The organism is Vibrio sp. SCP2, from assembly GCF_059295395.1.
The window spans coordinates 279,496-304,180 of record NZ_JCAFVV010000001.1; the positions used below are offsets into that span (position 1 = coordinate 279,496).

Consider the following 24,685-nt stretch of genomic DNA (forward strand, 5'->3'; position numbering starts at 1 on the left):
CCTACGATTGCCCATACGCATACGTCGCGTACTCTGAATATGTATGTTTCCCTTTTTTCGCTGCTGGAACTTGGTTGAGTACCACGCCATCGATAACAATTTTGTGCTTGGTAAAGAGAGTCATTGTGTGTTTATAAACAGACTTGGTTGTACTGTTTGCTTTTAGAACGAGGATGATTCCACCCGTCATCTTGCCAACGATAAATGAGTCTTTGACCGGAAGTATTGGCGGTGTATCAATGATGATGCGGTCGTACTTCGTTTCCAGTTTTTCAATCAATTCAGTAAAGCCCTGACTGCCTAATAGCTCTTGAGGATCGGGGGCGACCATGCCTGCACTCATAACATCCAAATTCGTCCCTTCGATACTGGTAATACACTCTTCAAGTGGATTGTTCATCAATAGATGATTAACCAAACCAGGCGTCGATGGATTCAGTTTGAATCTTTGGGCAATTGATGGCTTTCTTAAGTCACAGTCAACTAATAGGACTCTCTCTAGCTTAGAGAAAGAAAGTGCTAAATTTACAGAAGTAGTCGTTTTACCTTCTCCCGGTACCGAAGACGAAACAGCAATCAGCTTTCTTTGCGTATTGTGAAGACTAAGGACCAAAGAAGTACGTATTGAATCGACGGACTCTTGAAAAACCGTGAACTTGTCATTTGCAAACACGCTAGAGTCAAGCGGCGATTTTTTGTACATTTTGTCTTTGATCTTTGGAATTGTGCCAGTAGGCAACAGCCCAAGCTTGTTTTCAAAATCGCGTGAAGATTCGATTGTATTGTTGAACGCATCCTGAGCGATAACCACCACCAGTGCAAAGCCTAAGCTGATGGCAAACGCGAGCACCACTATAAGTTTGCGATTAGGCTTACTTGGCGCTTCAGGGACCAATGCATAGTCACTAAACCTTGCATTAGATGAGCTAAAATCGCTGGTTGCAGAAGCCTCTTTCTGTCTTGTCAGGAACAAATCATAAAGTTTGGCGTTGGTGTCAACATCTCGTTTCAAGACATCGTATTCTCGCTTGACTAAACTGAGCTCTTGGAACTCATCTTTCTTTGCCAATAACTCATCTCTTAACAGACGTTCTTGGTTAACAGCGCTCGTTAGCTCCTTTTCAATACCATTGACCAATTTGGCTACGACTCGGTTCGCACGATATGAAATAGTTTCCAACTGTGCCTGTGCTTGAATCATTTTGTCGTGTTTTGGCCCATAGCGTTTCGAAAGCTCACTGACCCGCTTGACTGCCTCAGACTCTGCTTGACGAATGTCTCGGATTTGGGGGTGATTAGAGATCAGAGGTATAGAGGCTAAGGTAGTGACATCTTTACTGTTGCTATTTCTTAGCGCGCTGTAAACCGCCTGAGTCTCGATACGTTTCTCTGTCGCCTTAGCAATACGGTCAGTGAGATTTGATAGTTCAGAGCTCGTTAGCGCCACAATTCCGCTATCATCAATCAACTCTTGCTTCTTTAGGAAAGCGAGTAGCTTAGTTTCAGATTCATCCAACTTGTTCTTGAGTTCACTCAAACGAGTATTGATCCAACTGGTCGCTTGTTCCGTAGCGAGTAACTTAGATTCTAAGTTGTTCTCTATGAACGCGTGCCCCACTTCATTTGCGATTTGTGCTGCAAGCTGCGGATCTTCTGATTCGAAACTGATCCTAACGAGCTGGGTTTTACGCACTGGCGAAATGGACAGTTTGGCTTTAAAGGCTTTTAATACCTTGCGGTTAATTTGCTCTTCAACTTCCTCAGCAGTCGGTTCTTTAGCCGTCTCTCTCATATAAGCTTTTAGGACAGGCAAGCTTTTTAATGCTAACTTAAGCTGCGAAACAATTCCCGGCTCAGAATGCTTAAGCGCTGAGTTAAATTCCTCAAAATGTACCAACTCTAACTTGTCGATAACTCGTTGAGCGACTTGGTTTGACTTGAGTATTTCAAGCTGAGTTTGATAGTACTCTTTAGTACTGGTATCAAAGCCAACGACTTCTTCAATAGAAACCGCTTTTTTCGTTGACGAGTCTATAAGTAAAGTGGCCGTTGCTTTATAGACAGGGGTAACTGATAACACAACCAGTATCGCAATTGCGCTACATAGCACTGCAAACGTTACAATTGGCAACCATCTGGTCTTAATCAAATGAACATAGTAGCCAAGATCTAGAAGTTGAGATTGTGGAACAGTCTCAGATTGGGAATGCATTTTAAAATCCATCTTAAACAGGGCTAAAAGAAACTTTGTTCGATGACGATAATGTCACCAGGTAAAACGGACGAAGAGAGCTTTGCTTTATTCTTCGTGTCGTCTTCACCAGCTTTTGAAACAAATACTTTGTTCCTAGCCGCTCTATCAGTAAATCCACCTGCAAGTGCGATCGCTTTATCTACGGTCAGTCCTGGCTGATATTCATAGCCACCAGGTTTCTTCACTTCTCCGTTCACATAAATGCTTCGAAATCCAACCACTGATACGCGTACTTTGGGTGAGATAAGGTAATCACCTTTTAGACCGCTATAGATTTCCTGCTTAAGCTGCTCAGGAGTCTTACCAATTGCTTTCAGTTGACCTAAGTATGGGTAGTCAAAACTGCCACTGTTGTTGATGTAAAGCTCTTTAATGGATAAGTCATCCTCACCATATACGGAGATCTGGATTTTATCTCCTGCACCCAGTTCGTACGTTCCTTGGAATGCGACAGCTTGTAAACTAAACAGCATGACGAACAACAAAAGAAAGGTTTTAAGCCTCAATTTCACTTTAAATATCCTCAGTATCTTGCTGCGATTACAGGACTAGGTTTACAGACATGAACCAAATGTTCTGCTTGTAACTATTTTCACTGATGGTTGAGTTGACACGTTCATACTCCCAACCTAAAACCAAATCAGTAATATCATTAAAGGTGTAACCGAGTGCCAACCTGTTAGAGTAGAAATCGTCATCTCGGTTAGAGCTTGAATAATCACTGTTTCTGAGCGTGAATTCGACATCGCTATAGATGTTACTTCGCCAGTAGTGCTTCCAACCCGAAGATAGGAACAGGTCTTTCACATAATTGCTGCCTTGATCTGGATCGCGTGCTCGTTGACCACCCAATAGCGTCACTTCTGAATGCTCTAAAGGATTCCACTGCAAATCCACATCCCAGCTAAATCCGGTAAACTGATCTTTTTGCGAGTCTTCATAATCTTTGTTTTGAAGACCTAAACGGAGCTTACCGGTGGTTTTACCGGAGATATCCCACTTAGAACCGACCATGTAGAAGTGATCTAAGCTATCTTGAGAGCGATTAGTCGAAGGGTCGAATAAATCATAGCTACGCTGAACCAACTCGATTTCAAACAAGGCTTGAGTTGCTGGCATCGCGCGATAGTAAAACGCAGCACCACCACTCACTTCGTCAAAATCTTTATACTTAGTACTTAATTGCGACAGATTTGGGTCGCTGATTTCGCGGTAGTTCTTATAACTACGGTCTAAATACCCCAGAGAAAATTCGAGTCGCCCTTGAGCCCCCTCGCTGCCGTATACATAAGTGCTGTTGACATCGTTGATCACGTACTCGACTGGGTCAGTAACGATCGTCGCTAATGTGTCACCGGCGCTAAGCCCAGTACCGCGCTCTTCATGTAAAAAGAGCAGGTTGTAATTGAATGAAACGCCGTGCTTAGCATTAAGCCTAATAAAGTTATTGGTAACGAACTTATGATCTAGAAAGTTATCATCACTACTGTCAAAGTAAGTCCCAGACGAGATCTGATAAGCCACTAAATGCTCGTTCCCACCACGATCCGATTCTAAAGCAATACCGGGCTCTAAAACCAAGATGCCTGAAGACTCTGAACTTTGGTTACTAGAGAAGCGACCAATGTTGTCATTGTGTTCTAGACTACTTTCAAATAATGGAGTGACTCGAATACCGGAGTCCGTCACATAACCACGTTCTTCTGAAGCAGATACGGCATAGCAGACACAGCCAGACAGCACTGTAAATAAAATTGCTGAATTCCCAAGTTTCATCGTAAATCCTTAATATGCCGTTTTTCCAATAAAGCCTTTGAATATTGTTAAAAAGATGATTCTCAAATCTAGGCCCAGGCTCCAGCTTTGAATATATTTGAGATCGTACTCAACTCGTTTTTCCATTTTTTCTAGCGTATCGGTTTCGCCTCGATAACCACTAATTTGAGCCAATCCAGTAATACCAGGTTTTACTTTGTGGCGTAGCATGTATTTGTCGACTATTTGTCGATACTCTTCGTTATGTGCGACTGCATGCGGTCTTGGCCCAACAATTGACATTCGACCTTGAATAACATTAATAAACTGAGGTAATTCATCTAGTGACGTTTTTCGAATAAATGCTCCAAACTTGGTGACTCTTGGATCATTTTTCGTTGCTTGCTTTACGACGTTGCCATTATCAGTGGTACTCATCGATCGAAACTTCCAAACCTTAATCGCCGCCCCATCCAATCCATAACGCATTTGCTTAAAAATAATCGGACCTGGACCAGACAACTTAACCCCAATTGCAACCATCAATAAAATGGGGCTAATTAGAAAAGTAATAATGCTCGCTAACAAAATATCTTCTGCGCGTTTTACAACACTGGCTAGACCATAAAATGGAGTATCTTGAACACTAATTGTTGGGCTATTGCCAATCGTGCGCCAACGGGCCTGCATTAGCTCATAGGTATAAATGTCGGGTATCAGATAGACTCTTGCCGTAGTATCAGAAAACATTTTCACGACGTCTTTAACGCGCTGAACTTCACCCATTGGTAATGCAATGTAAACATGGCGAATCTCGCGTTTTTTGGCCTTCTCGACCGAGTCTTTAATCGATCCCAAAATCGGCTCACTAAGACCATCCTTTGCAAGGCGGCTTGGCTCTCTATCATCATAAAACCCTACAAAATCAAGGTTAGAAGATTTGTCATTTACCATATCATGCGCTAAGCGAATGCCTGCATTTGAAACACCGACAATAATCGCTTTTTGCTTATATTGGTGTTTTTTGTAATGTGCACGCATAAGAGAGTTTCCAACTAGACGACTGGAAATCAACAATGCGGGTGTGGCAAGCATCCAAGTGGTGATAACTACTCTGGAGTGGACTTCCGTCCATTTGGTAAAGAACGCAAACAACAACAGTACAAGCAGTGTTTGAAGCCATGCACTGATAATATTCTTAAATTCATGACGCTGAACAAATACACCATTATATCGGTACAAACCAGATTGCTCGGCAAAAAACACAAAAAGCAAAGCTGAGACTAAGCCTGAAATAGTATAAATTTTCGAAAAATCACCTAAATAAATTGTGGATACTGCAAGGAGGAAAAATATAATTACAAATCCATCAATTATTCGATAGAGAGCACTAGACTCTTCCTCTCCGAATTTAACTTTACTTTGCGTGGTCATATCCATATTTCGGTACGCTACTACTCCCAAGACGTAGATCTCAGGATTATTGAGTTATTAAACAGTTATTCTCTACGTATAACTTTTACATCAGAAATAAAAGCGGTTTTATTTTTAATTAGATAAGCACTGAAAGTAAAGTCTCATTTTTGATAAACAAAATAAGTTCTAAAGTTGTATAAAACCCACTCAAAAAACATTGTGTTTTTATTATTACAGCCATTAGTTAATTCGTAGAAAGTCGCACTTTTGATTCAATCAAATAAGGTATGGGGGAGTTTCTCAATTATTAGACTTGAGATGTTAGATTATTAAACATAAGAATTGATGATTAATAATTACTTGTTTCAACAATTATGATTGACTTATTTGAAATATACGTAATTTAGACGTTATCGAGTGAATTTTGTTAGGCATGTAAAAAACACCACCTTTTAGGTGGTGCTGTTTGCAAGATGGCTAATCTATCACTAGTTGGATTGAACAACGTATTTTAGCAGCTCAACAACCTGCTCTGGTGACTCTGCCCATGCCATTGCGGCCGCGTCGACTTCTTTAAGAGGGTGAATCAGTGACTCATCATGTAAAGTAATGTAAGGCTTATCGAGTGCCGATAGCATACCCGCATCGAACGCTGCATTCCACTGACGATACTTTTCACCGAAACGTACTACACCAATATCACATTGCTTGATTAAAGTAGACGTGCGAATAGCATTGACCTTAGAAGACTGATGATCACGCCAAAAACCTGATTCGTTCTGTCGTAACAGATCTCCAGCCGCATCGCTTGACTCATGGTCAGTATTCGCTGAGTAGAACTCTATATTCAGTTCCAACTTCCTTACGCCTTCTATTATGCGTTCTCGCCAATCGGTGTGTATTTCCCCACTTAGGTAAACTTTCCAAATCATTTGCTTGTTCCCTTCTAGCTTTTCTTAGAATTTGTCGCTAACACATCAGCACGCAATACAGATTGCTCTATGACTATATCAGCGAGTTGCTCGCGACTTAATAAATAGTGCTCGGTTTGCTTATGTATCGCCAACGCTTGTTGGTTTTGGTAAATCTCGTACAAATGAAACAGCTGAGGATCAATAATATCCTTCAACACATCAAATTGTATACAACCATCTTCATTCTCCACTGAACAACGAGCATTTCTTCCCATTATAGATATGTAGTCTTCTTCGCGACCCTGTTTGACTCGATTGCTCACAATAATACAGTACATAGTGGCTTTAGCCTCCTTGAGTTTGGTTCTACTCATAGTTGTACCATAATAGCTTAATTGTATACAATAATAAGAAGGATAATATACAAGGAAACAAAGTATGGACAGACCAACACCATTCAGTGGCATTAGACATATCGCACTGGTTGTTCAAAAGTTTGAGGAGTGTGAAGCTTTTTACACAGAAATTATGGGGATGAGTATCTTAAGAAGAGCCAACGATAACCTCGTTTACCTGACCAATGGCTGTGATAACTTGTCGCTTGGACGAGCGCAGTCTCAACGAGTTTGCTCACCGATAAGCGTCGATCATTTTGGTTTTATCGTCAGAACCAAAGATGAACTCCATCATTGGTACGAGTTTATGTTAGATAAAGGAGTGCCAGTCTTGGATGAACCTCACGATCATAGTGATGGCGCTCGGAGCTTTCACTGCAAAGATCCTGAAGGCCATGTTATTCAACCGCTATATCATCCAGATATCTCGCACCAAAATATCATTTAGCTTTCATTAACCCCAAGGCTTTGAGTTTGCGATATACCGTATTACGGCTAATGCCAAGCGCACGAGAGACTTTGCTGACATTGCCATTGTGAGTGTGATAGGTATCGATTAAAGTGGCGTTAAGCGTCGACTTTAGATCAGATACCTCGTCATGATCTTTTGCACTGGGCTGCAAACCTTGCAAAGGCTGTGAAAAGTGAGCAGGCAAATGTTCTATGCCTATTTCGTGGGTATCACTGGCAATTAAGCTCGCGACTTTGACTAGGTTGTCGAGCTCTCTGAGATTACCTGGCCAACGATAATTCATTAGTGCGCTTGTCAGCTCACTCGAAAGCATTTGATTATTCTGCTGATACTTGTTATGAATAGCGTGAATCAAGGCGAGCTTATCTTGGCGTTCATACAAAGACGGTAACGTCACCACCAATCCATTAAGTCGATAATATAAGTCTTGCCTGAACTTACCTTGAGAAACCAAAAGATTTAGATCTTGATGCGTTGCTGCGATAACCTGAATATCAACATGGTGAGATTGGGCAGATCCCACCGGCATGACGACTTTATCTTGCAATACTGATAACAAGCGGCATTGAGCTTCAAGCGGCATCTCCCCTATCTCGTCAAGGAACAAGATCCCCTTATCGGCTTGTCTTATGCGCCCACTGTAGCCTTGCTTATTAGCACCAGTAAATGCACCTGGGGCATGGCCAAACAACTCAGACTCGATTAAATCTTTCGGCAATGCACCACAGTTCACGGTAACCAAGGGTTCACTGCGACGACTGCTGTGCTTGTGCAGTGCTTTAACAAACTCACCTTTTCCCACCCCGGTTTCACCTAAAATCAACAGACTGATATCGCAACCCATGACCTTGTTGGCCTGTTGCCAAGCCTGCTCTACCTTATCGTCTCCATAATGCAAGTCACTGGCTGCGCTGATCCATTTCTTAGCGGAAGGTGATTTGCCAATGCTTTTCTTTTCGAAAACAAACTGATTTTGTAGCGGTTGTCGGAGTAGATTCTCGAAATGCTCGCCCAGCAAAGAGGCCTGATCAATCAATTGGGTCGCCACTTGATTATGGGCAACTACATGACCATTCTCATCCGCAATCACTATCCCTTGCCAGCCACTTTTTAAAACCGATTCGTTATGGGCCAAGTTAATTTGCAATGAACCTTCTGGAATTTGAGTCAGCATGTAGTTCTCCACTAACTGAACCATGTTTTGCACCAAAAGTTGCGTTGTCACATCATGTTTGGCTTGTTCGCTCGTAATATCAAGAATCCCAACCAATTCACCAAGGTGGTTGAACAGAGGACTGGCCGAGCAACTGATAAACCTATGCTGTTTGATAAAGTGCTGTTCACCGATAATGGAAACCGCTTTCTGTTCGAAAAGAGCGGTTCCTATCGCATTGGTGCCTTTCCATTTTTCTTGCCAACATGTGCCCGATTCGAGGGCGATCGACATCAATTTCTCTCGAAACTTCTCCTGCCCCCAACTGGCAAGTATCACACCTTCAGAATCGGTTAATATCAAGCGACTTTCGCTACGAGACATAACTTGATTGAACAGAGGCAATGCACATTGTTTGACCGCTTCAATGACTCCTTGGGCGTTGTAACGTCGCTCCTTGAGTAGAGCGTTTGAAACATTAATGTCATCCGGTTTTTTAATTTGTCTTAAACCTGCATTTGAGCTTCTTTGCCAAGAAGAGGCGAGCCAGTCACCAGATTGTGTTGTCTGTAGTTCCATACCTGTTCCAACTTTGAACACTTGAGTTGTACCAATTTGGAACAGTTGAACAATTTGTTAACAACTCGTTCCTCTACTTTGTGTTTAAAACATCTTTCTTTAAGCCTTGAATACTCTAGCGCCAGAAAATAATTACAACAAGTTTTTAACATTTGGTCTGTGATTTGCGTTAACTAACCTGTGCCATTAGAAGTGTTCACCCGAGTGTGAGCCCTTCAGACATACTTGAATGAGAAAATAAAAAGGATATTTATATGATTTACGCACAGCCAGGCAGCCAAGGTTCCGTTGTTAGTTTCAAAACCCACTATGACAATTTCATTGGGGGCGAATGGGTGAAGCCTGTGTCAGGTGAATACTTTGACAACACCTCGCCTGTTAATGGTCAAGATTATTGTAAAGTTGCGCGTTCTGGTGAGGCGGATATTAACCTCGCCCTTGATGCGGCGCATAGTGTACGAGCGAGTTGGGCAGCGACAAGCGTAACTGAACGTTCAAATATTCTGCTTAAAATCGCGGATCGAATTGAGCAGAACTTAGAAGAGCTTGCTGTCGCAGAGACATGGGAAAACGGCAAGCCTGTTCGTGAAACACTAGCCGCGGATTTACCGCTTGTTGTCGATCATTTCCGTTACTTTGCAGGCTGTATTCGCGCTCAAGAAGGCAGTGCCGCTGAGCTCGATGTCAATACCGCAAGCTACCACTTCCCTGAGCCGATTGGTGTGGTTGGGCAAATCATCCCTTGGAATTTCCCAATGTTAATGGCGGCATGGAAGCTAGCGCCTGCACTTGCAGCAGGGTGTTGTGTCGTCTTAAAACCCGCAGAGCAAACACCTACTTCAATCCTACTATTGATGGAAAAAATCGGTGACCTGATTCCTGCCGGGGTGGTTAATGTGGTCAACGGCTTCGGTAGCGAAGCAGGCCAAGCACTTGCAACCAGCAACCGTATTGCCAAACTCGCGTTTACGGGCTCAACAGAAATTGGTAACCATATTTTGAAGTGCGCCGCCGAAAGCCTCATTCCGTCGACAGTTGAACTAGGTGGTAAATCACCTAACATCTACTTCCCAGATATCTTTGACCATGAAGATGAATACCTAGATAAATGTATCGAAGGGACTTTGCTCGCGTTCTTTAACCAAGGTGAAGTCTGTACCTGTCCATCACGTGTCTTAGTGCACGAATCTGTCTACGATAAGTTCATCGCTAAAGTGGCGGAAAGAGCTAAGACCATCAAACAAGGCAACCCACTCGACACTGACACTCAAGTTGGCGCACAGGCTTCTCAGGAACAATTTGATAAGATTTTAAGTTACCTAGAAATTGGCCGCCAAGAAGGTGCGAAAGTGGTGTTTGGTGGTGAGATTGCGCAGCAAACTGACGCCATTGAATCAGGTTACTACATTCAGCCTACTTTGCTTGAAGGCAACAATAAGATGCGTGTTTTCCAAGAAGAGATCTTTGGCCCTGTCATTGCGGTGACCAGTTTCAAAGATGAAGCAGAAGCGCTTGCGATTGCCAACGACACAGAGTACGGTCTTGGTGCAGGCGTTTGGACTCGCGATGCCAACCTAGCGTATCGAATGGGTCGCAACATTGAAGCGGGACGAATCTGGGTCAACTGTTACCACGCTTACCCTGCTCACGCTGCATTTGGTGGCTATAAGAAGTCAGGTATTGGCCGAGAGACACACAAAATGATGCTCGATCATTACCAAAACACCAAGAACCTACTGATCAGTTACGATGTTAACCCATTAGGATTCTTCTAACACACACCTTAGAGCGCCATCAGGCGCTCTTTTCTTCTTTACGGTGCTTATACTTATCGTTGAGATAGAGACCACCACTAGCAACAAGCGCAATCAACGAAACAGTAAACAGGGCTGGCATCTTTAATATCCAAGCAAATGTTGCAGCTAGAAAAGCAACGAAGGTAATCATGCGGCTACTTGACATGACTCTGCCTAGTTTTCTACTCATAAAGCCTCCTAATCGCAAATCGAAAAGGCCTTGAAAGACAAACAACTGGCCTTTTCTTGACCACTTTTATTATGCCTTGTAGAAAGCTAAATTAACCTAAATTGACATCAAAATAGATATGAACGTGATGGCACTCAAGGTAGGCAAACGTCTTTAAAGATAGACATCTAAGAAAAAGTACACAGTCATCGCAACGCTAGATAAGGCAACAAAGCCTTTAACGTAATGTTGCTCCACTTTTCGCGAGACTCTCGCCGCGACATAGCCCCCCGATAGCGTTCCCAGCATCACTGCCCCGCCTCGCCACCAGTCTATTGAGCCATCAATAACGAACACCACTATCGCGATAAGAGAGACACAAGAAGAGATTAACAGCTTTAGGCCATTCATTTGGTTGATATCGCTGTGCCCTGCTAGCACCAAATAGCTCAGCACCACAACCCCTAGACCTGCATTAAAGAAACCACCATACGCAGAAACGATAATAAGCAGTATCGAGGCAGAAAGTACCGCCCACAGCGGGTGAAGTGAAGCCGAACGAGAAAGCTTGGCAGTCCAGCGGTTGATTTGGTTACCTAACAAAAATAGTAAAGTTGCAAACAGGAGTAACCAAGGAATTGCGGTTAAAAATTTTTGTTCTGAAACACTAAGGAGCAAATAAGCACCGAGTGCGCCACCAACAAGACTAAGAACAATGATTCGCTTCATAGAACCGCTGGACTCAGCGATATCGTGCCTAAACCCATAGGTGCCGCTGATATAGCCAGCACATGCAGCAAAAGTATTGGTGGCATTCGCAACGACAGGAGGTACGCCCACAAACATAAGCGCTGGAAAAGTGATAAAACTCCCGCCACCAGCAATGCTATTGAGTATCCCTCCCAAAACGCCCGCGCCAAATAACAGAATCCATTCCATAGTTATCGCAAGGTTGTGTAAGGAATCTCTTACTCTAGCTTGCTCAAACTATTAAACAAACCTCATTTTGCCGGTTTTGTGGCGTAAGTTACTGAATATCTAGTGCAAGTTCTTTCCAGTCTTGCAGCTCTTCACGATAGTGCTTCGTCTGCTTAGTGGTCATAGAGTTAATGACTTTCACCAGATACTGATTCGCGACTTGTTTATTGTGATCGATTTTTTGCTCAAGTTCCGGCGCATAGAAGCTGTTTGGGTTAAACATAAGCTGTTGAAATTCAGGCTGGAACTTAGCCATATCTAGACGATTCGATAATAAGGCATTCACTTCAATACGCATTTTTGTTTGGTGATTAATCCAATCATGAGAAGTGACATACAGATCTGCTACCCAATCATCCAATAACGCTTGTTGTTGCTTGGTTAGACGGCCAAGCCAAGTTTCTAGATTCTCTTCAATGCGCTCTTTATAACGCTCTTTGATTTCTGAGTCGGAAAGTTTTTGGTATTTTCTTTTGTATTTGGTGTGACGAACACGAATACTGTTCATCAGCTCTTCTACTTGCTCGTTAGATAACTCTCTAGCAATGGAATAAAGTTCGGGTGCAACTCTCGCCACAAGGCGCTGTGAATGCTGCTGAAATTTAGCTTCCTGCTCTTTAAGCTGATCCATTGTGAACGTGTTAGGTTCGATTGCCATTAGCTCATCAAGATGTTCAACATAATGGGGGATTTCTTGTGTACGATGCCACTCACTCAGAACGGCTACCTTTTGACTAACAATCTCTTCTTGAGAATCATTGAGCTCAACATAGTCATCGAGGTATTCCAGTAACAGCCAGTCCATATTGTTGTAGACAAACTTGGTACTACATCCAGCCAGAGCCAAACAGACAGTAAACAGTATTCCTAGTTTTTTCATTGCTTCATCCTGCGCAATTCACTGCTGATACCATTATTCTTAACATAGACACTTTACGCTCTTGTGTCTGTAACAACAACGCAAGCAACTTCGATACCAGATCCGCTCTCTTTTTAAATGTTCATCACTCAAACAAACAGTTAGCTGCGATCATAATAAGCGCAACGAGAATATAAAAACTTTAGGGCGGCAGCCCCTCACCTCTGACCCTCGCTTCACTAAACACGCTATTCGCTGACAGCAAATTGACTTAGTCATGAACAGGTTACAAACGTAAAGGTAAGCTTTACAAAACCTAGTAGTAATCTTACACAGCCTGACAGACTCCTTACGTCCTTAGGCGTAATATTTCTCTCGAAGGTCACCCATCAGGAGAAAAGTTTATGAAAAAAGTGATTCTATTAGCTTCGTTGGTAATGAGTGCGTCTGTATTTGCATCAACCAATGCCACGTCATCAAACACAAGCTTTACCACTGACGCATACTCAACTAAGCAACAAGCCTATGATGCCGCGTTTGACCTCATGGATGAGATGAAAACAATGAACCCAGCGCAACTTAAGAACAAGCTGCATATTTCACAGAGTAACGTCGTTTACCCAAGTGTGAAACTCAATGACATGACAGTACAGATTGAAGAATTTGCAAACGCACCAGGTAATATTCAGTACAAAGCCGTGCTCGATGTAGATTATCAATACAAATACCGTGAAAGCGGCAACAGCTAACCGTTTATCGTTCCACCTGCCTTGCCGCTTTATCTAAAGCGGCTTTTTTATTGCATTTCCCTGACTTAACACAACCATTTATGAGTTAAATTTCATTTAGATCTTGAGTTAAATTGAACTAACGAATCAAAATAAACTCATTAATGATTCAGTTATGGAGTAAGCATGAAAAAAGTTATCCTACTGTCAGTCGTCGCTGTCGCTATACTAGCGGGTTGTAACCAAGCGACTCCAACAAACCAAGAGTACATTTCAACTATGCCACACGACCCTATGTGTAACAGCGAAGCGATGCCGGGAGGCTTCTACCCTCCGGGTGAAGTGACACCTGAAGCCGAAAAAGCCGTTGACCTTGTCCTCAACCAAATCGCTTCTCAGTCTCCGTTAAAGCAGATCACTGATGTGCGCACTCAAGTTGTTGCTGGAATGAACTACGCAGTGGAATTTGAGCTTGAAAATGGTGAGGTTTGGAACGCGATTGTTTACCAATCTCTTGACGATGAGTACTCGATCACTCAACAACCTACCCTCGGTAAGATCTGCCCATAACACCCTGCTTCAAACTATATGTATGGAGCTCAACTTTTGCTGAGCTCCTTTCTCTTTCCTCACCCTATTCCCAACAATCACTGTATAAAAAGCTCGATAAGTCACAAATGGTCGATATAATGGCGCCGCTAACAAACAACTAGGTGAAAACATGAAAATTTGTGGTGTAGAGCTAAAAGGTAACGATGCGGTAATCTGTCTTCTTTCGCATGAGAATGGGGTCGTTCACTTACCAGACTGCCGCGTAGCAAAACTAAGCATTGGTAATGCCAACGACACACAAGAGATGAAGAAATTCCAATTCTCTTTTGCCAAGTTGATAGAAGACTACAAAATCGAAAAAGTCGTCATTCGCCAGCGTCAAACAAAAGGTAAGTTCGCAGGCGGCGCGGTAGGTTTTAAATTAGAAGCAGCCATTCAGCTTATCGACGATTTGAAAGTAGAAGTTGTGGCGCCAACGGCTATCAAAGAGAGCCTTAAACGCAACCCGCTGGGCATTCAATTTAAAGATACCGGTTTAAAACAGTATCAAGAGCAAGCATTTACCACTGCATACGCTTGCGCCATGATGCGCGGATAATCAAACGTTTAGTTGGAATGACCAGATTAACAAATCTTAATGTTTCGTTAAGGCTCACTAAATAAGTGCTGAGTTAATCTGTAAATCCTTAATCTAAAACGTTTTTCGGTTTACCCCCTAAACCGATATGGCTCGCATTAGTCACGCGAGCCTTATTTTTTCTTCTTAAAATCAGAACCTTATTCGTTATGATAACCCCAAGCTATGGAAAAGAGGGTTATTGTGAAAATATTAATCATTGAAGACGACCAAACCACTCGAGAGTTTGTATCCAAAGGATTGCAAGAGCATGGTTATGCGGTTGATCAGGCTGAGGATGGCAAAAAAGGGTTGATGATGGCGCTAAGTAGCGACTATCAACTGATCATTCTTGACCGAATGCTACCCTACCTAGATGGAATGAAAGTACTGTCGGCGATTAGAGCAACCGATAACAACATTCCCGTTCTCATTCTGAGTGCAATGGACAGCATCGAAGATCGCGTTGATGGACTGCAAGCAGGCAGTGATGACTATCTTATTAAGCCGTTCGCACTCGCTGAACTTATTGCCCGGGTCGATATCATCATCAACCGAGCACATCGCGCATCAACTCCTTCTCATACTCTTAGTTACGACTGCTTAAAAATCGACCTAAAAGCACACAAATTTACCTGCAACAATCAAGAGCTACTCCTTCAACCTAAAGAGTTCCAGCTCATTCAACATTTTATTGAACACCACGAACAAGTTGTGTCACGTATGCGTTTGTTTGAGAGTATCTGGAGCTATCATTTTGATCCTAAGACCAACGTTATCGATGTTCACGTAGCGAATCTAAGGCGCAAGCTCGAAGAGGCAGGTTGTACTGGGTTACTTCATACCGTAAGAGGGGCAGGTTATGTCCTTCGTCGATAACTATACCCTCACCCGCTCTTCCGTCTTTAAAACCTTAATGGGCTTGTTTGTGCTCGTTGCTGCCGCAAACACCGTTGTTATACGGCAGCTTTATGTCGATTCAGACGCCTTTCACCGCCAACAGTTAACCAAGCAACTCAACGATGAAATTCAGGAGTTCAGTTTTGCCGCCACTCAAGGTAAATCAAACGTTGAAAGCCTTTTAGAAGCTAAGCAAGCCTCTCAGACCCCTTTTTACTATCGACTTGTCGAGCCGATGGAGCCGATATTAAACACCCAATACTATCCCATTGCCGCCTTACCTAGTGAGAAGACTAACATCTTGCTTGGTGATGATTTTCGATTAGAAATCGGTGTTAACCCAAGTGTCGTTGAAGCCCACCGAGAGTCTCTCGCGCCAATTGTGTTTTCTGGCATCATTATGCCTGTCGCGGTGATGCTTAGCACCGCCCTATTCTTTTCATTGCTGATCTTAAAACGGTTAGAGAAAGTGAATCGCGCTATGAACCGCGTATTGTGTGGTGAGCGAGAGGTTAAACTTTCCGTCTCAGAAAAAGATGATGAATTCGATATCTTAGCGATTCACCTTAACTATATGATTGAACAAATGGCAAAAAATGAGACGACGTTAAAGTCTTTAACTGTTGGTCTTGCGCATGACATGCGTACACCAATAGCTAGATTAAAACTGCGTCTGGAAGAGGTTCTATCGAGTAAAGATCTTTCAGAGTCTCAACAAGAACAATTTTCAGCCTGCCATGATGAACTTGAACTAATCTTATCACTTTTTAACAGTATGCTCGAAATTGCTAAAATCAATAGCGGACAAATCAGTCTCGCAACAGAGAAAGTTGAGCTTGGCAGTATCGTCAGTGATGCTATCGAGTTCGTTACCCCTCTTGCTGAACAAAAGCGACAAAGCATTACCTATCTACAAGACCAAAGCTGCACTATTTTAGGCGATCGTTCGTTACTTTTTCGCGCCGTGTTTAATGTGATTGAAAACGCGGTGAAATACACGCCAGCGGATGGCAAGGTTGAAGTTGTTGTCGATCACTTTGGCGTTATGGTTGCCGATTCAGGGATCGGTATTTCAGATCAAGATAAACTCTACGTGTGTCGCCCTATGTATCGGGCGGACAAAAGCAGAACCGAACAAGGTAATGGGCTAGGACTTTCTCTGGTTGATGCGGTACTTAGCAAGCACAACGCACGCTTAATACTGCGCGATAACAAACCAGGGTTAAGAGTGAGGCTCTATTTCACTCACTAGCATAGAAAGGCAGCTTTGAATCAAGCTGCCTTTCTATCATGGGTTTTCAGAGCTTAACCTCACTGACTAGGCAGGTAGAGCTTTCATCTCTCCAGCCACTAACTCAGCTTCAGGGCCCAGTATGACCTGAACATTATGCTCGTTCAGTTTTACTACTCCCATTGCGCCCAACTCTTTCAGAGCAGCTTCATCAACTTTACTCATGTCATGCACTGCCAAGCGAAGGCGAGTGATACAGGCATCGATACTCTCTAGGTTAGATTTTCCACCTAAAGCTTCAGTGTACTGAGCAGCCAGTTTTGCTTTGTCCGTCGATGCTGCAACCGCACTAACTTCTGATTCATCTTCACGACCCGGTGTTTTAAGGTCAAATTTCGTGATAGCGAATCGGAATACAACATAGTACAAGGCTGCAAAGCAGAGCCCTTGAACGACGAGCATATAGGGTTTGTTCGCCAGTGGAAGGTTCATAGAGAGCAAGAAGTCGATCAGACCACCACTGAATGTAAAGCCTGCTGTCCACTGGAAGGTGGCAGCAATCGTCATTGACGCTGCAGTCAATGCGGCATGAATCACAAACAGTACTGGTGCAACAAACATAAACGCAAATTCAAGCGGCTCTGTCACACCAGTTACAATTGCAGTTGTACCTGCCGCCAACATAATTGAGCCAACTTTAGCTTTGTTCTCTGGCTTAGCACAGTGGTAAATTGCTAGGCCAGCTGCCGGTAGACCATAGCCCATGACAGGGAAGAAGCCAGCCATATAACGACCTGTAATACCAAGCTCACCAGTATTGTTCCAAAAGTTGAAGATATCGTTTATACCGGCAAGGTCAGCCCAGAATACTTGGTTCAAAGCATGGTGTAGGCCAAGTGGAATCAACAGACGGTTAAAGAAACCATACAGGCCAGCGCCAACCGGACCAAGGTCAATAAAGCTCTTACCAAAATTAACCAGTGCAACATAGACCACAGGCCAAACCACAATCAGAATGTAAGCCACAACACACATTACTGCCGAGGTAATAATCGGCACAAAACGGCGTCCACCAAAGAATGCCAATACCGACGGCAGTTGAATATTATGGAAGCGGTTGTAGAGCTCTCCTGCAATAATACCCGTTAGAATTCCCGTAAAGGCGTTGACCACAGCCCCGTACGCGATAACAGATTCCTTACTCATATCCGCAACAGGCGTTCCCGTTAGCATAGAAATGACCGCAGGATCTGAGACCAGAGTTTGCACAATAAACAAACCAATCAAACCTGCCAGTGCTGCTGCACCGTTATTGTCTTTCGCCATACCAAATGCGACACCAACAGCAAACAACCAGGCTTGGTTATCCATGATCGCCTTGCCCGCATAAATAAGAAAGCTCGCCAACGCGCTTCCGCCCGAACCCCACGTAGGGTCAAGCGCATAGCCAAATCCGAGCATTAAACCACCCGCTGGCAGAACTGCGATAGGCACCATCAGCGCCTTACCGACTTTTTGTAGATATCCTAGTATATTCACCTTTTTGTCCCCTTTGGTTTTCGTTATTCCCAAAGAGTACTAAGAGTGAGATTAAGGCAGAGTTGAGTGTAGATTAAGATTTGTTAATGAAAAATGCCCAACCTAACAGGCTGGGCATTTTGGTTAAGCGACCTGCTTGGTTTTGAAGTTACCCAGCAAGGCATCATAGAGCTCATTGTCCGTGAGAACTCCTACAAGCTCATCTTCTTCGACCAATAAAATAGGCTGATTGCTGCGCTGTTTAAGCTCAATCGCCTCGCGCATTCCTATATCCGGGCTTGCTTGAACCACCATAGTGCTGTTGATGTCATCTATTTCAAGAGAATCGTCATTCCAATCCACTAGCGTTTTATTCGAATCAACCAAACTCAAACCTTGGGGAAGTTGCTCAACCCAAAGCTCGTCTGATGAACAAATCTCCCACTGATCATTTCGTCTTGCTAGCTCTTCCCGTGACTGCATTAATGAACGACCTTTAAGCACATTAAGAGGATTAGTATGAGCGACAAAGTCTTTAACGTAATCCGTTTCCGGTGAGAGAATGATTTGTTCAGGCTTACCATGCTGAATGAGCTTACCTGATTCCATAATCGCGATGTTGTTTCCTATCTTAAGTGCCTCGTCCAAATCGTGACTGACAAATAAGATTGTTTTGTTCAGCTTACTTTGCGATTGTAGGTAGTAAAGGTCTCGTTAGAGATTGCATGGCAGGGTTTGCCATTTATGAATAGTGATTTCATTTCCATGTGAAGATCTGACTTTTATGATTATTTTTGAGAGTAGAAAGTGAGCTGTTTGTCTAAGTAATCATTGATGATTATTCTTGCTTTCTCGGCATCAATACCTTGCGGGTTGAGCGTTCCACGCAGCCAGATGCCATCTATCAGAGCAGCAATACCATGAGCAATGATCTCTGCCTGCTCCTTTTCAAACAAATTCTTTAATTCAATTTTTAAATGGGACAGCAAACGTTTTTCATTGACCCTTTGAAGACGTTTCAGCTCAGGGTCATGGACTGAGTAAGACCAGAATGCCAACCAAGTTTTGGCAACTTTGTTTTCTGCTTGATAACCGACAAAATTGCCATCAATGATGGCGTTAATACGTTGTTGGTGAGCTTCTTTTGGCAGTTGGTTGAGCTTTTGCGTTACGGTGGATGAAAGCTGACGCAAAATCTCGCGCATCGTTTCTTCAAGCAATCCATGCTTACCACCAAAGTAATGATTAATGATCCCAGATGAGACGCCAGCCTCTTTGCTGATAAGAGAAATACTTGCCGATTGTAATCCCACACGATCGATCACCGCCATCGTTGCTTGTACAAGCTGAGGCTTACGAATATCAGGCATACCAACCTTCGGCATTTCATTACTCCTTTTTTTAATTGAACGATCAATTAAATATAAAATGCCTGATTTTTCATTCGTACTCAAATTATTTTTTATAAATTGTGCTATTAAAAATGAAAACTTGAGCCATAACACTACGAACTCAAATTGAAATAGAGACTAAGCAACGCAAGCTATTGTTCTTAGCAAGGCACGTTGGCAACCAATTATAACCAATATAATTCAACAACTTATTTAATTATCATTTCAGCGCATTGATATCACGCTACAGAAAAACACGCGAAGCTAGCACGTAAAACCTACCACTTAAAAACTCAGACGTGACATTTTAATTCGAACACTAAATATTTACTCAAGTATCCAAATCACAATGCCGTTTTAACACTGATAGAGTCACAAAATACTTCCACCCTCACTAAGTCAAAACATCAACATCACCAGTTAATACCGTTTGCTCAAGCGCTTATCGCAAACTATATTATGAAATAGTACACATAACAATTATGAGTCAATGGATTGAAAAAGTAACAAGACCAAGGTTGGCACCATGAAGAATCCTTTTTCCTCTATCCTTTCTAAAAAGGACAGACACGGCCCTCCTGCCGATGAAATAAAGAAAAGTGTGTTAGATGTTCTACCAGAAGGCGTCTTCATATGTGACGGCGTCCGAGGCTCTCATTCCATCTTTTATGCCAACCCTGCTTTTGGGCAACTGTATGGATGTAAAAACTCTACCGTAGTAGGTCAAAGTCTGAGTCAGTTTTTCTCTCCGCTCCTTTCTAGCGCCGACCTGGATAAACTTCAAACGGCTGCAGATGCTGGAACATGTTCAAACTTTATCGTTCGACCTGGTAATGCCAGTATGTGGGTAAAAGTCGATATCCAACCTATGTTCAGGGAGGATGGTTCTCTCAATTATTTGGTGATTACCAATACCAATATCTCTGAAATACAAAAAGCCAAAGCAGCGTTAAGAAACAGCAATCGACAGTTAAAAGAGCTGGTTGCACAACAAAACAAACGTATTAACGAACACGAACTGCAAATTGGCGTTATTTTCGAGCAAGCGGTCGACGCAATGATCTTGCTTAACGAGAGCAACCAAGTACTTGATGCCAATGACTCTGCATTATCACTTTTTTGCCACCAAAGAACCGACATTTTAGGTTTAGATATCAGTTCACTACTCGGTGATCTCAAACCTTCGCACCTCGAACAGCAGCTTAAACAAGTTCCAATGTTCCAAGAGGTATCGCTCAACCAAATTTTTTATGTTCATCGTGAAAATGAAGTACTTTCTCTGTCAGCCGCTACTCGTTATATCTCGATTAAGAACTGTAAATACATTCTCATCACCCTTCACGACAGAAGTTCAGAGCACGATGCTAAATTGGAACTTAAGCGCAGTGAGTCCGAATTAGAAAGTGTGGTTCGAAATTTAAACTTGGCCACACAAGCCGGAGGTATCGGGATATGGAGCTGGGATTTCGAAAGTAACGAAGTAACTTGGGACGCTCGAATGTACGATATTTATGGCGTTGACTCACAATCATGCGAAAACAACTACGCTATGTGGCAAGAAAGGGTCCACCCTGAAGACGTTGATTTCGCAGAGCAAGCTCTGCTTTCTGCACGCGATAACTTGAGTCAGTTCAATGCTGAATTCCGAATCCTACTACCAAGTGGTGATATTCGCTGGGTCAAAGCAGCTGCAGATGTTGTTTTCGCTGCAGACAACAATACCGCTATTGGCATGGGTGGAGTGAACATTGACATCACCAAAGAGAAAAAAGCTCAGGCTTCTTTACAGCAAGAAAGTGAAATTGCTCAGGCGGCGAATGAAGCCAAGTCAATGTTTTTGGCCAATATGAGCCATGAGATTAGAACGCCAATGAATGGCGTTGTCGGTATGCTGAGCCTACTGAGTGAAGGCGAACTTGATTCCGAACAGAGAGCTATGGTTTCCACCATCAAAGACTCGGCATTAACCCTACTTCATATCATTAATGACATTCTAGACTTTTCCAAAATTGAAGCCGGACAAATGAGGCTAGAGAGTGCTCCTGTTGAGCTGCAGAACCTATTAGAACGCTCGCTTGATGTTCTCTATCTTCAAGCAAACAATAAAGGGATCGATATGTACTTAACCTACGATCCTAATTTACCCAAAGTGATAATGAGTGATAGTGTCCGAATTAGCCAAATCATGCTCAATTTGGTCGGTAACGCGGTGAAATTTACCGATAGTACGAGTGAGGTAAAAGGTAAAGTATGGGTTTCTGCTTCTTTGGGTTCAAATGGTATCGCTCCTTGCATTGACCTCATGGTGGAGGACAACGGTATTGGTATGACGGAGGAACAACAAGAAAACCTGTTTAAAGCCTTCACGCAAGCCGATACAAGCACCACACGCCTCTACGGCGGGACAGGGTTGGGGCTTTCTATTACTCATTCACTTCTAGACCTTATGGGTGGCAGTATAAACGTTGAAAGTCAGTTTGGTGTCAGTAGCCGATTCACTCTAGAGTTGCCATTTATAGAAGTTGAATCGCCGCCGGAAGATCTTATTCCACAATACATCAATGGCACCCGGGTGTTGCTAGTCTCTAACGAACAAGATGTGATTACTTTCTGCGACATCAACCTATCTAACTATGACTGCAAGGTACATTTCGTCCCTACTGTTCCACGCGCAATTACTGTCCTCAATCATGCTGAAAAAACCGAGATAGAAATCGATGTTGTGATCTTCGGCCCTGACATTTATCACAACTATACTGAAGGTAAGCTGTCTTCTTTTGAACAAGAACAACTCGATAAGAATAAACTTATTCTATTTACTTCCGACGCTGGTGCAAAAACTGGCTTTTTGAAAACCAACACGTACATTATGAACTGTAGCCCGTTTAAACCTAGCGAGCTCACTACAGCGATTTCAGTTATAAAGGGGCATCTAAGCCCAGACATCGCTCATATAGAAAACACAACCGATGCTTTGATTATTGACGAACCTCGAGAAGAGTTGATTCTCGTGGTCGACGATCAGCCAACCAATCGAGATGTGCTAAAGCGTCAACTCTCCCATTTAGGTTACCAATGCGAAATCGCCACGCAAGGTCAAGAAGCATTGCATATGTGGCAATCCGGAAACTTTGACTTAATTCTCACTGACTGCCATATGCCCGTGATGGATGGCTATGAACTTACTAGCCAAATTCGCCAGATGGAGCGTGATGACAAGGACCTAGGCCATATCCCAATCATTGCCATTACGGCTAATGCAATGAAAGAAGCCTCTGAGCAATGCATGACATGTGGTATGGATGATTACCTCACCAAACCTGTCGAACTGAAAAAACTTAATACCTCAATTATCAAGTGGTTGACGCTGTCACCCGCCCCCCCCCAAACAATTAAACCTATTAATACAAATGCAGAGGACATTGACTCTCCAATCTGTATGCAATCTCTCAAAGAAATACTTGGAACAACAGACTCATCGATAGTCTCACCCCTACTCGAAGGCTATTGGGAGTCCGTTGCAGAAGATCTTACTTCAGCAGAGCACGCCCTATTGGAGCAAGACGAACTTAATCTTCAGAAAATCGCACATGCGGCGAAGGGTGCAGCCCGTTCAGCAGGTGCACAGAACTTAGCTGAGACCTTTGAGAAAATACAAAACATCGCACCACAAAAAGATTGGAACGCCCTCTCTAGCACTTTAATGGAAAGCAAAACAGAAGCAGAGAAGTTAAGGGTCTACCTTATCGAACAATCGATCATAGAAAGTACGGAAGCTTCGTTATGACTCAATTTATCCCTCGCGACTACACGATACTCATTGTTGAAGACCATAAGTTCTCACGCAAAGCCCTGATCAATATGCTTGTCAGAGCAGGATATGAGAACTTACTCAGTGCCCAAGATGGTGAAGAAGCACTGACAAAGTTAAACAGGCACCATGTAGACCTGATCATTACCGACATTAACATGCCCAAAGTGAATGGATTGGAGTTGGTTAAAACAGTACGTGAAGGAGAATCTGGCGCGTCTGAATTGACTAGCATAATTGCTGTGACGACCCTTTCTGACACGGCGACAATAGCAAGTTGTATGACGTTAGAAGTTGACGCGTTTTTAGTGAAACCGATCACCGTTCAGAGCGCTCAAGAGCAGATAAAATCCGCTGTCTCTGAACCAAAACGTTTATATCAAAAGCACCTCTATGATACGGCAACAACAGAGGTCAGCTTTGAGCCTTCTGAAACTGTGAGCGAAGATAACTCTCCTAAAATACGAGAAGTTTCCTCCCAAGTCATTGAAATAGGAACCCTATCTGAGCTTAAAGAAGGAATGATTGTACTCGAAAATATCTGCGTAAAAACGGGCGGCTGCTTACTTAAAGCAGGGACAAAACTTAACGCTAAGTTAATCCGTCGTTTAAATGAGCTAAGTACAATCATCGAAGTCCATTCTTTTTACGCTCGAATGGATGAAACTCAACTGGTGTATGAAGATTAAGGTTGTTTGTCGAAGGCTTTTATACCGTCAGGCAACTGATACCAATCTTGTTTCTCGCTCACCCAAACATGTACCGTTGGTTCAAAAACATCATGATTGGTTGGTGTACTGGCTTTTAGCTTAAGCTTCAGGGTTGACTGATCGTCTGGGTTGAAATGATAAACTCGGTTACCACATTCAGGGCAAAATTTGGCGTAGTTTTTGTTGCCACTCTCCGCCAGACGCTGCCACTCTTTTAGTTCACCATCAAATTCAATATCTTCGGTACCGACCACCGCAGTAACACTGAATGGAGCTGTTGATAGCTTTTGGCATTCTATACAATGGCACGCAATGACCATTTTAGGTGGTTGGTTTAATTTGTATGACACTTGTCCACACTGACAAGAACCTTCTACTAGGTAACTCATTAGCACTTCCTTTTACAACGGTTCACATAGTTAACATTGACCTTTGTGAATCATAGTAAAAGAATTTCTAGCGGACTGCCAGCAGGAGTCGTTTGCTCA

General features: G+C 43.0%; 22 protein-coding genes and 1 pseudogene. 9 read left to right on the forward strand and 14 right to left on the reverse strand.

Translation table 11 applies throughout. The features are described from left to right. Position 1 precedes the first annotated feature (1 nt). The 6 genes from AC5O63_RS01340 to AC5O63_RS01365 form a co-directional block, all read right to left on the reverse strand. Positions 2–2,212 (reverse strand): GumC family protein, encoded by a 2,211-nt coding sequence (locus AC5O63_RS01340; protein WP_494503616.1) that lies wholly within the window; start codon positions 2,210–2,212, stop codon positions 2–4. 23 nt (positions 2,213–2,235) lie between these two features. Next, on the reverse strand, positions 2,236–2,766 hold the full coding sequence (locus AC5O63_RS01345) for a polysaccharide biosynthesis/export family protein (RefSeq protein WP_486788058.1): 531 nt from the start codon (positions 2,764–2,766) through the stop codon (positions 2,236–2,238). 28 nt (positions 2,767–2,794) lie between these two features. Next, positions 2,795–4,030 (reverse strand): outer membrane beta-barrel protein, encoded by a 1,236-nt coding sequence (locus AC5O63_RS01350; protein WP_494503617.1) that lies wholly within the window; start codon positions 4,028–4,030, stop codon positions 2,795–2,797. A gap of 9 nt (positions 4,031–4,039) precedes the next feature. Further along, on the reverse strand, positions 4,040–5,449 hold the full coding sequence (locus AC5O63_RS01355; RefSeq protein ID WP_494503618.1) for an undecaprenyl-phosphate glucose phosphotransferase: 1,410 nt from the start codon (positions 5,447–5,449) through the stop codon (positions 4,040–4,042). 464 nt (positions 5,450–5,913) lie between these two features. Then, on the reverse strand, positions 5,914–6,357 hold the full coding sequence (locus AC5O63_RS01360; protein ID WP_486796522.1) for a YtoQ family protein: 444 nt from the start codon (positions 6,355–6,357) through the stop codon (positions 5,914–5,916). 14 nt (positions 6,358–6,371) lie between these two features. After that, on the reverse strand, positions 6,372–6,713 hold the full coding sequence (locus AC5O63_RS01365) for a putative quinol monooxygenase (protein WP_494503619.1): 342 nt from the start codon (positions 6,711–6,713) through the stop codon (positions 6,372–6,374). A 64-nt stretch (positions 6,714–6,777) separates the two neighbouring features. Between AC5O63_RS01365 and AC5O63_RS01370 the strand changes: the two genes are divergently transcribed. Then, positions 6,778–7,182: a VOC family protein gene (locus AC5O63_RS01370; RefSeq protein WP_494503620.1), complete on the forward strand. Its 405-nt coding sequence runs from the start codon at positions 6,778–6,780 to the stop codon at positions 7,180–7,182. Here AC5O63_RS01370 and AC5O63_RS01375 read toward each other — a convergent pair. Continuing rightward, positions 7,175–8,938 carry a sigma-54-dependent Fis family transcriptional regulator gene (locus AC5O63_RS01375; RefSeq protein WP_494503621.1) on the reverse strand — a complete coding sequence of 588 codons (1,764 nt, stop codon included), beginning with the start codon at positions 8,936–8,938 and terminating at the stop codon, positions 7,175–7,177. The genes AC5O63_RS01370 and AC5O63_RS01375 overlap by 8 nt on opposite strands. Before the next feature lie 254 nt (positions 8,939–9,192). On the opposite strand from AC5O63_RS01375, the gene exaC reads away from it, so the two are divergent. Then, positions 9,193–10,713, forward strand: coding sequence for an acetaldehyde dehydrogenase ExaC (exaC, locus tag AC5O63_RS01380; protein WP_494503622.1), 1,521 nt, complete (start codon positions 9,193–9,195; stop codon positions 10,711–10,713). Positions 10,714–10,732: 19 nt separating this feature from the next. Here exaC and AC5O63_RS01385 read toward each other — a convergent pair whose 3' ends face one another. From AC5O63_RS01385 to AC5O63_RS01395, 3 genes are all read right to left on the reverse strand, one after another. Beyond that, positions 10,733–10,924, reverse strand: a complete 192-nt coding sequence (locus AC5O63_RS01385) for a hypothetical protein (protein WP_004748196.1) — start codon at positions 10,922–10,924, stop codon at positions 10,733–10,735. Positions 10,925–11,077: 153 nt separating this feature from the next. Beyond that, positions 11,078–11,842 (reverse strand): sulfite exporter TauE/SafE family protein, encoded by a 765-nt coding sequence (locus AC5O63_RS01390; protein ID WP_494503623.1) that lies wholly within the window; start codon positions 11,840–11,842, stop codon positions 11,078–11,080. An 88-nt stretch (positions 11,843–11,930) separates the two neighbouring features. Further along, positions 11,931–12,761: a DUF6279 family lipoprotein gene (locus tag AC5O63_RS01395; RefSeq protein ID WP_494503624.1), complete on the reverse strand. Its 831-nt coding sequence runs from the start codon at positions 12,759–12,761 to the stop codon at positions 11,931–11,933. 383 nt (positions 12,762–13,144) lie between these two features. Here AC5O63_RS01395 and AC5O63_RS01400 point away from each other — a divergent pair, with 383 nt between their 5' ends. The 5 genes from AC5O63_RS01400 (at position 13,145) to AC5O63_RS01420 (ending at position 16,788) form a co-directional block, all read left to right on the forward strand. Further along, a complete protein-coding gene (locus tag AC5O63_RS01400; protein WP_272788265.1) occupies positions 13,145–13,489 on the forward strand; it encodes a DUF3316 domain-containing protein in 345 nt (114 codons plus the stop codon). Between the two features lie 165 nt (positions 13,490–13,654). Next, positions 13,655–14,038, forward strand: coding sequence for a cystatin domain-containing protein (locus tag AC5O63_RS01405; protein WP_494503625.1), 384 nt, complete (start codon positions 13,655–13,657; stop codon positions 14,036–14,038). Between the two features lie 151 nt (positions 14,039–14,189). Beyond that, entirely contained in the window at positions 14,190–14,618 is a 429-nt protein-coding gene (locus AC5O63_RS01410) for a DUF3010 family protein (protein WP_171320892.1), read from the forward strand. Positions 14,619–14,840: 222 nt separating this feature from the next. Then, a complete protein-coding gene (locus AC5O63_RS01415; protein ID WP_004749422.1) occupies positions 14,841–15,515 on the forward strand; it encodes a response regulator transcription factor in 675 nt (224 codons plus the stop codon). Then, positions 15,499–16,788, forward strand: coding sequence for a sensor histidine kinase (locus AC5O63_RS01420; protein WP_494503626.1), 1,290 nt, complete (start codon positions 15,499–15,501; stop codon positions 16,786–16,788). The genes AC5O63_RS01415 and AC5O63_RS01420 overlap by 17 nt, the downstream gene beginning before the upstream one ends. 66 nt (positions 16,789–16,854) lie before the next feature. Here AC5O63_RS01420 and nagE read toward each other — a convergent pair whose 3' ends face one another. From nagE to betI, 3 genes and pseudogenes are all read right to left on the reverse strand, one after another. After that, positions 16,855–18,306, reverse strand: a complete 1,452-nt coding sequence (gene nagE, locus AC5O63_RS01425) for an N-acetylglucosamine-specific PTS transporter subunit IIBC (RefSeq protein WP_272788263.1) — start codon at positions 18,304–18,306, stop codon at positions 16,855–16,857. Between the two features lie 123 nt (positions 18,307–18,429). Next, positions 18,430–18,984: pseudogene (locus AC5O63_RS01430) on the reverse strand (ATP-binding cassette domain-containing protein); the annotation flags it as partial. A gap of 89 nt (positions 18,985–19,073) precedes the next feature. Beyond that, the gene (gene betI, locus AC5O63_RS01435) at positions 19,074–19,670 is read right to left on the reverse strand and encodes a transcriptional regulator BetI (RefSeq protein WP_494503627.1); all 597 of its coding nucleotides are present in this window, start codon (positions 19,668–19,670) and stop codon (positions 19,074–19,076) included. A gap of 532 nt (positions 19,671–20,202) precedes the next feature. Here betI and AC5O63_RS01440 point away from each other — a divergent pair. Then, positions 20,203–23,463, forward strand: a complete 3,261-nt coding sequence (locus AC5O63_RS01440; RefSeq protein ID WP_494503628.1) for a PAS domain-containing hybrid sensor histidine kinase/response regulator — start codon at positions 20,203–20,205, stop codon at positions 23,461–23,463. Beyond that, positions 23,460–24,176: a response regulator gene (locus AC5O63_RS01445; protein ID WP_494503629.1), complete on the forward strand. Its 717-nt coding sequence runs from the start codon at positions 23,460–23,462 to the stop codon at positions 24,174–24,176. The genes AC5O63_RS01440 and AC5O63_RS01445 overlap by 4 nt, the downstream gene beginning before the upstream one ends. On the opposite strand, the gene AC5O63_RS01450 is transcribed toward AC5O63_RS01445, so the two are convergent. Continuing rightward, entirely contained in the window at positions 24,173–24,586 is a 414-nt protein-coding gene (locus AC5O63_RS01450; RefSeq protein WP_494503630.1) for a GFA family protein, read from the reverse strand. The genes AC5O63_RS01445 and AC5O63_RS01450 overlap by 4 nt on opposite strands. Positions 24,587–24,685 lie beyond the last annotated feature (99 nt).

Coding starts and splice junctions, on each gene's coding strand:
- AC5O63_RS01350 (WP_494503617.1), bottom strand. CDS start 4,030: ATGAAACTTGGGAATTCAGCAATTTTATTTACAGTGCTGTCTGGCTGT.
- AC5O63_RS01365 (WP_494503619.1), bottom strand. CDS start 6,713: ATGAGTAGAACCAAACTCAAGGAGGCTAAAGCCACTATGTACTGTATT.
- AC5O63_RS01385 (WP_004748196.1), bottom strand. CDS start 10,924: ATGAGTAGAAAACTAGGCAGAGTCATGTCAAGTAGCCGCATGATTACC.
- AC5O63_RS01370 (WP_494503620.1), top strand. CDS start 6,778: ATGGACAGACCAACACCATTCAGTGGCATTAGACATATCGCACTGGTT.
- exaC (WP_494503622.1), top strand. CDS start 9,193: ATGATTTACGCACAGCCAGGCAGCCAAGGTTCCGTTGTTAGTTTCAAA.
- AC5O63_RS01440 (WP_494503628.1), top strand. CDS start 20,203: ATGAAGAATCCTTTTTCCTCTATCCTTTCTAAAAAGGACAGACACGGC.
- AC5O63_RS01340 (WP_494503616.1), bottom strand. CDS start 2,212: ATGCATTCCCAATCTGAGACTGTTCCACAATCTCAACTTCTAGATCTT.
- AC5O63_RS01420 (WP_494503626.1), top strand. CDS start 15,499: ATGTCCTTCGTCGATAACTATACCCTCACCCGCTCTTCCGTCTTTAAA.
- AC5O63_RS01375 (WP_494503621.1), bottom strand. CDS start 8,938: ATGGAACTACAGACAACACAATCTGGTGACTGGCTCGCCTCTTCTTGG.
- AC5O63_RS01395 (WP_494503624.1), bottom strand. CDS start 12,761: ATGAAAAAACTAGGAATACTGTTTACTGTCTGTTTGGCTCTGGCTGGA.
- betI (WP_494503627.1), bottom strand. CDS start 19,670: ATGCCGAAGGTTGGTATGCCTGATATTCGTAAGCCTCAGCTTGTACAA.
- AC5O63_RS01450 (WP_494503630.1), bottom strand. CDS start 24,586: ATGAGTTACCTAGTAGAAGGTTCTTGTCAGTGTGGACAAGTGTCATAC.
- AC5O63_RS01445 (WP_494503629.1), top strand. CDS start 23,460: ATGACTCAATTTATCCCTCGCGACTACACGATACTCATTGTTGAAGAC.
- AC5O63_RS01360 (WP_486796522.1), bottom strand. CDS start 6,357: ATGATTTGGAAAGTTTACCTAAGTGGGGAAATACACACCGATTGGCGA.
- AC5O63_RS01355 (WP_494503618.1), bottom strand. CDS start 5,449: ATGGATATGACCACGCAAAGTAAAGTTAAATTCGGAGAGGAAGAGTCT.
- AC5O63_RS01410 (WP_171320892.1), top strand. CDS start 14,190: ATGAAAATTTGTGGTGTAGAGCTAAAAGGTAACGATGCGGTAATCTGT.
- AC5O63_RS01390 (WP_494503623.1), bottom strand. CDS start 11,842: ATGGAATGGATTCTGTTATTTGGCGCGGGCGTTTTGGGAGGGATACTC.
- AC5O63_RS01400 (WP_272788265.1), top strand. CDS start 13,145: ATGAAAAAAGTGATTCTATTAGCTTCGTTGGTAATGAGTGCGTCTGTA.
- AC5O63_RS01405 (WP_494503625.1), top strand. CDS start 13,655: ATGAAAAAAGTTATCCTACTGTCAGTCGTCGCTGTCGCTATACTAGCG.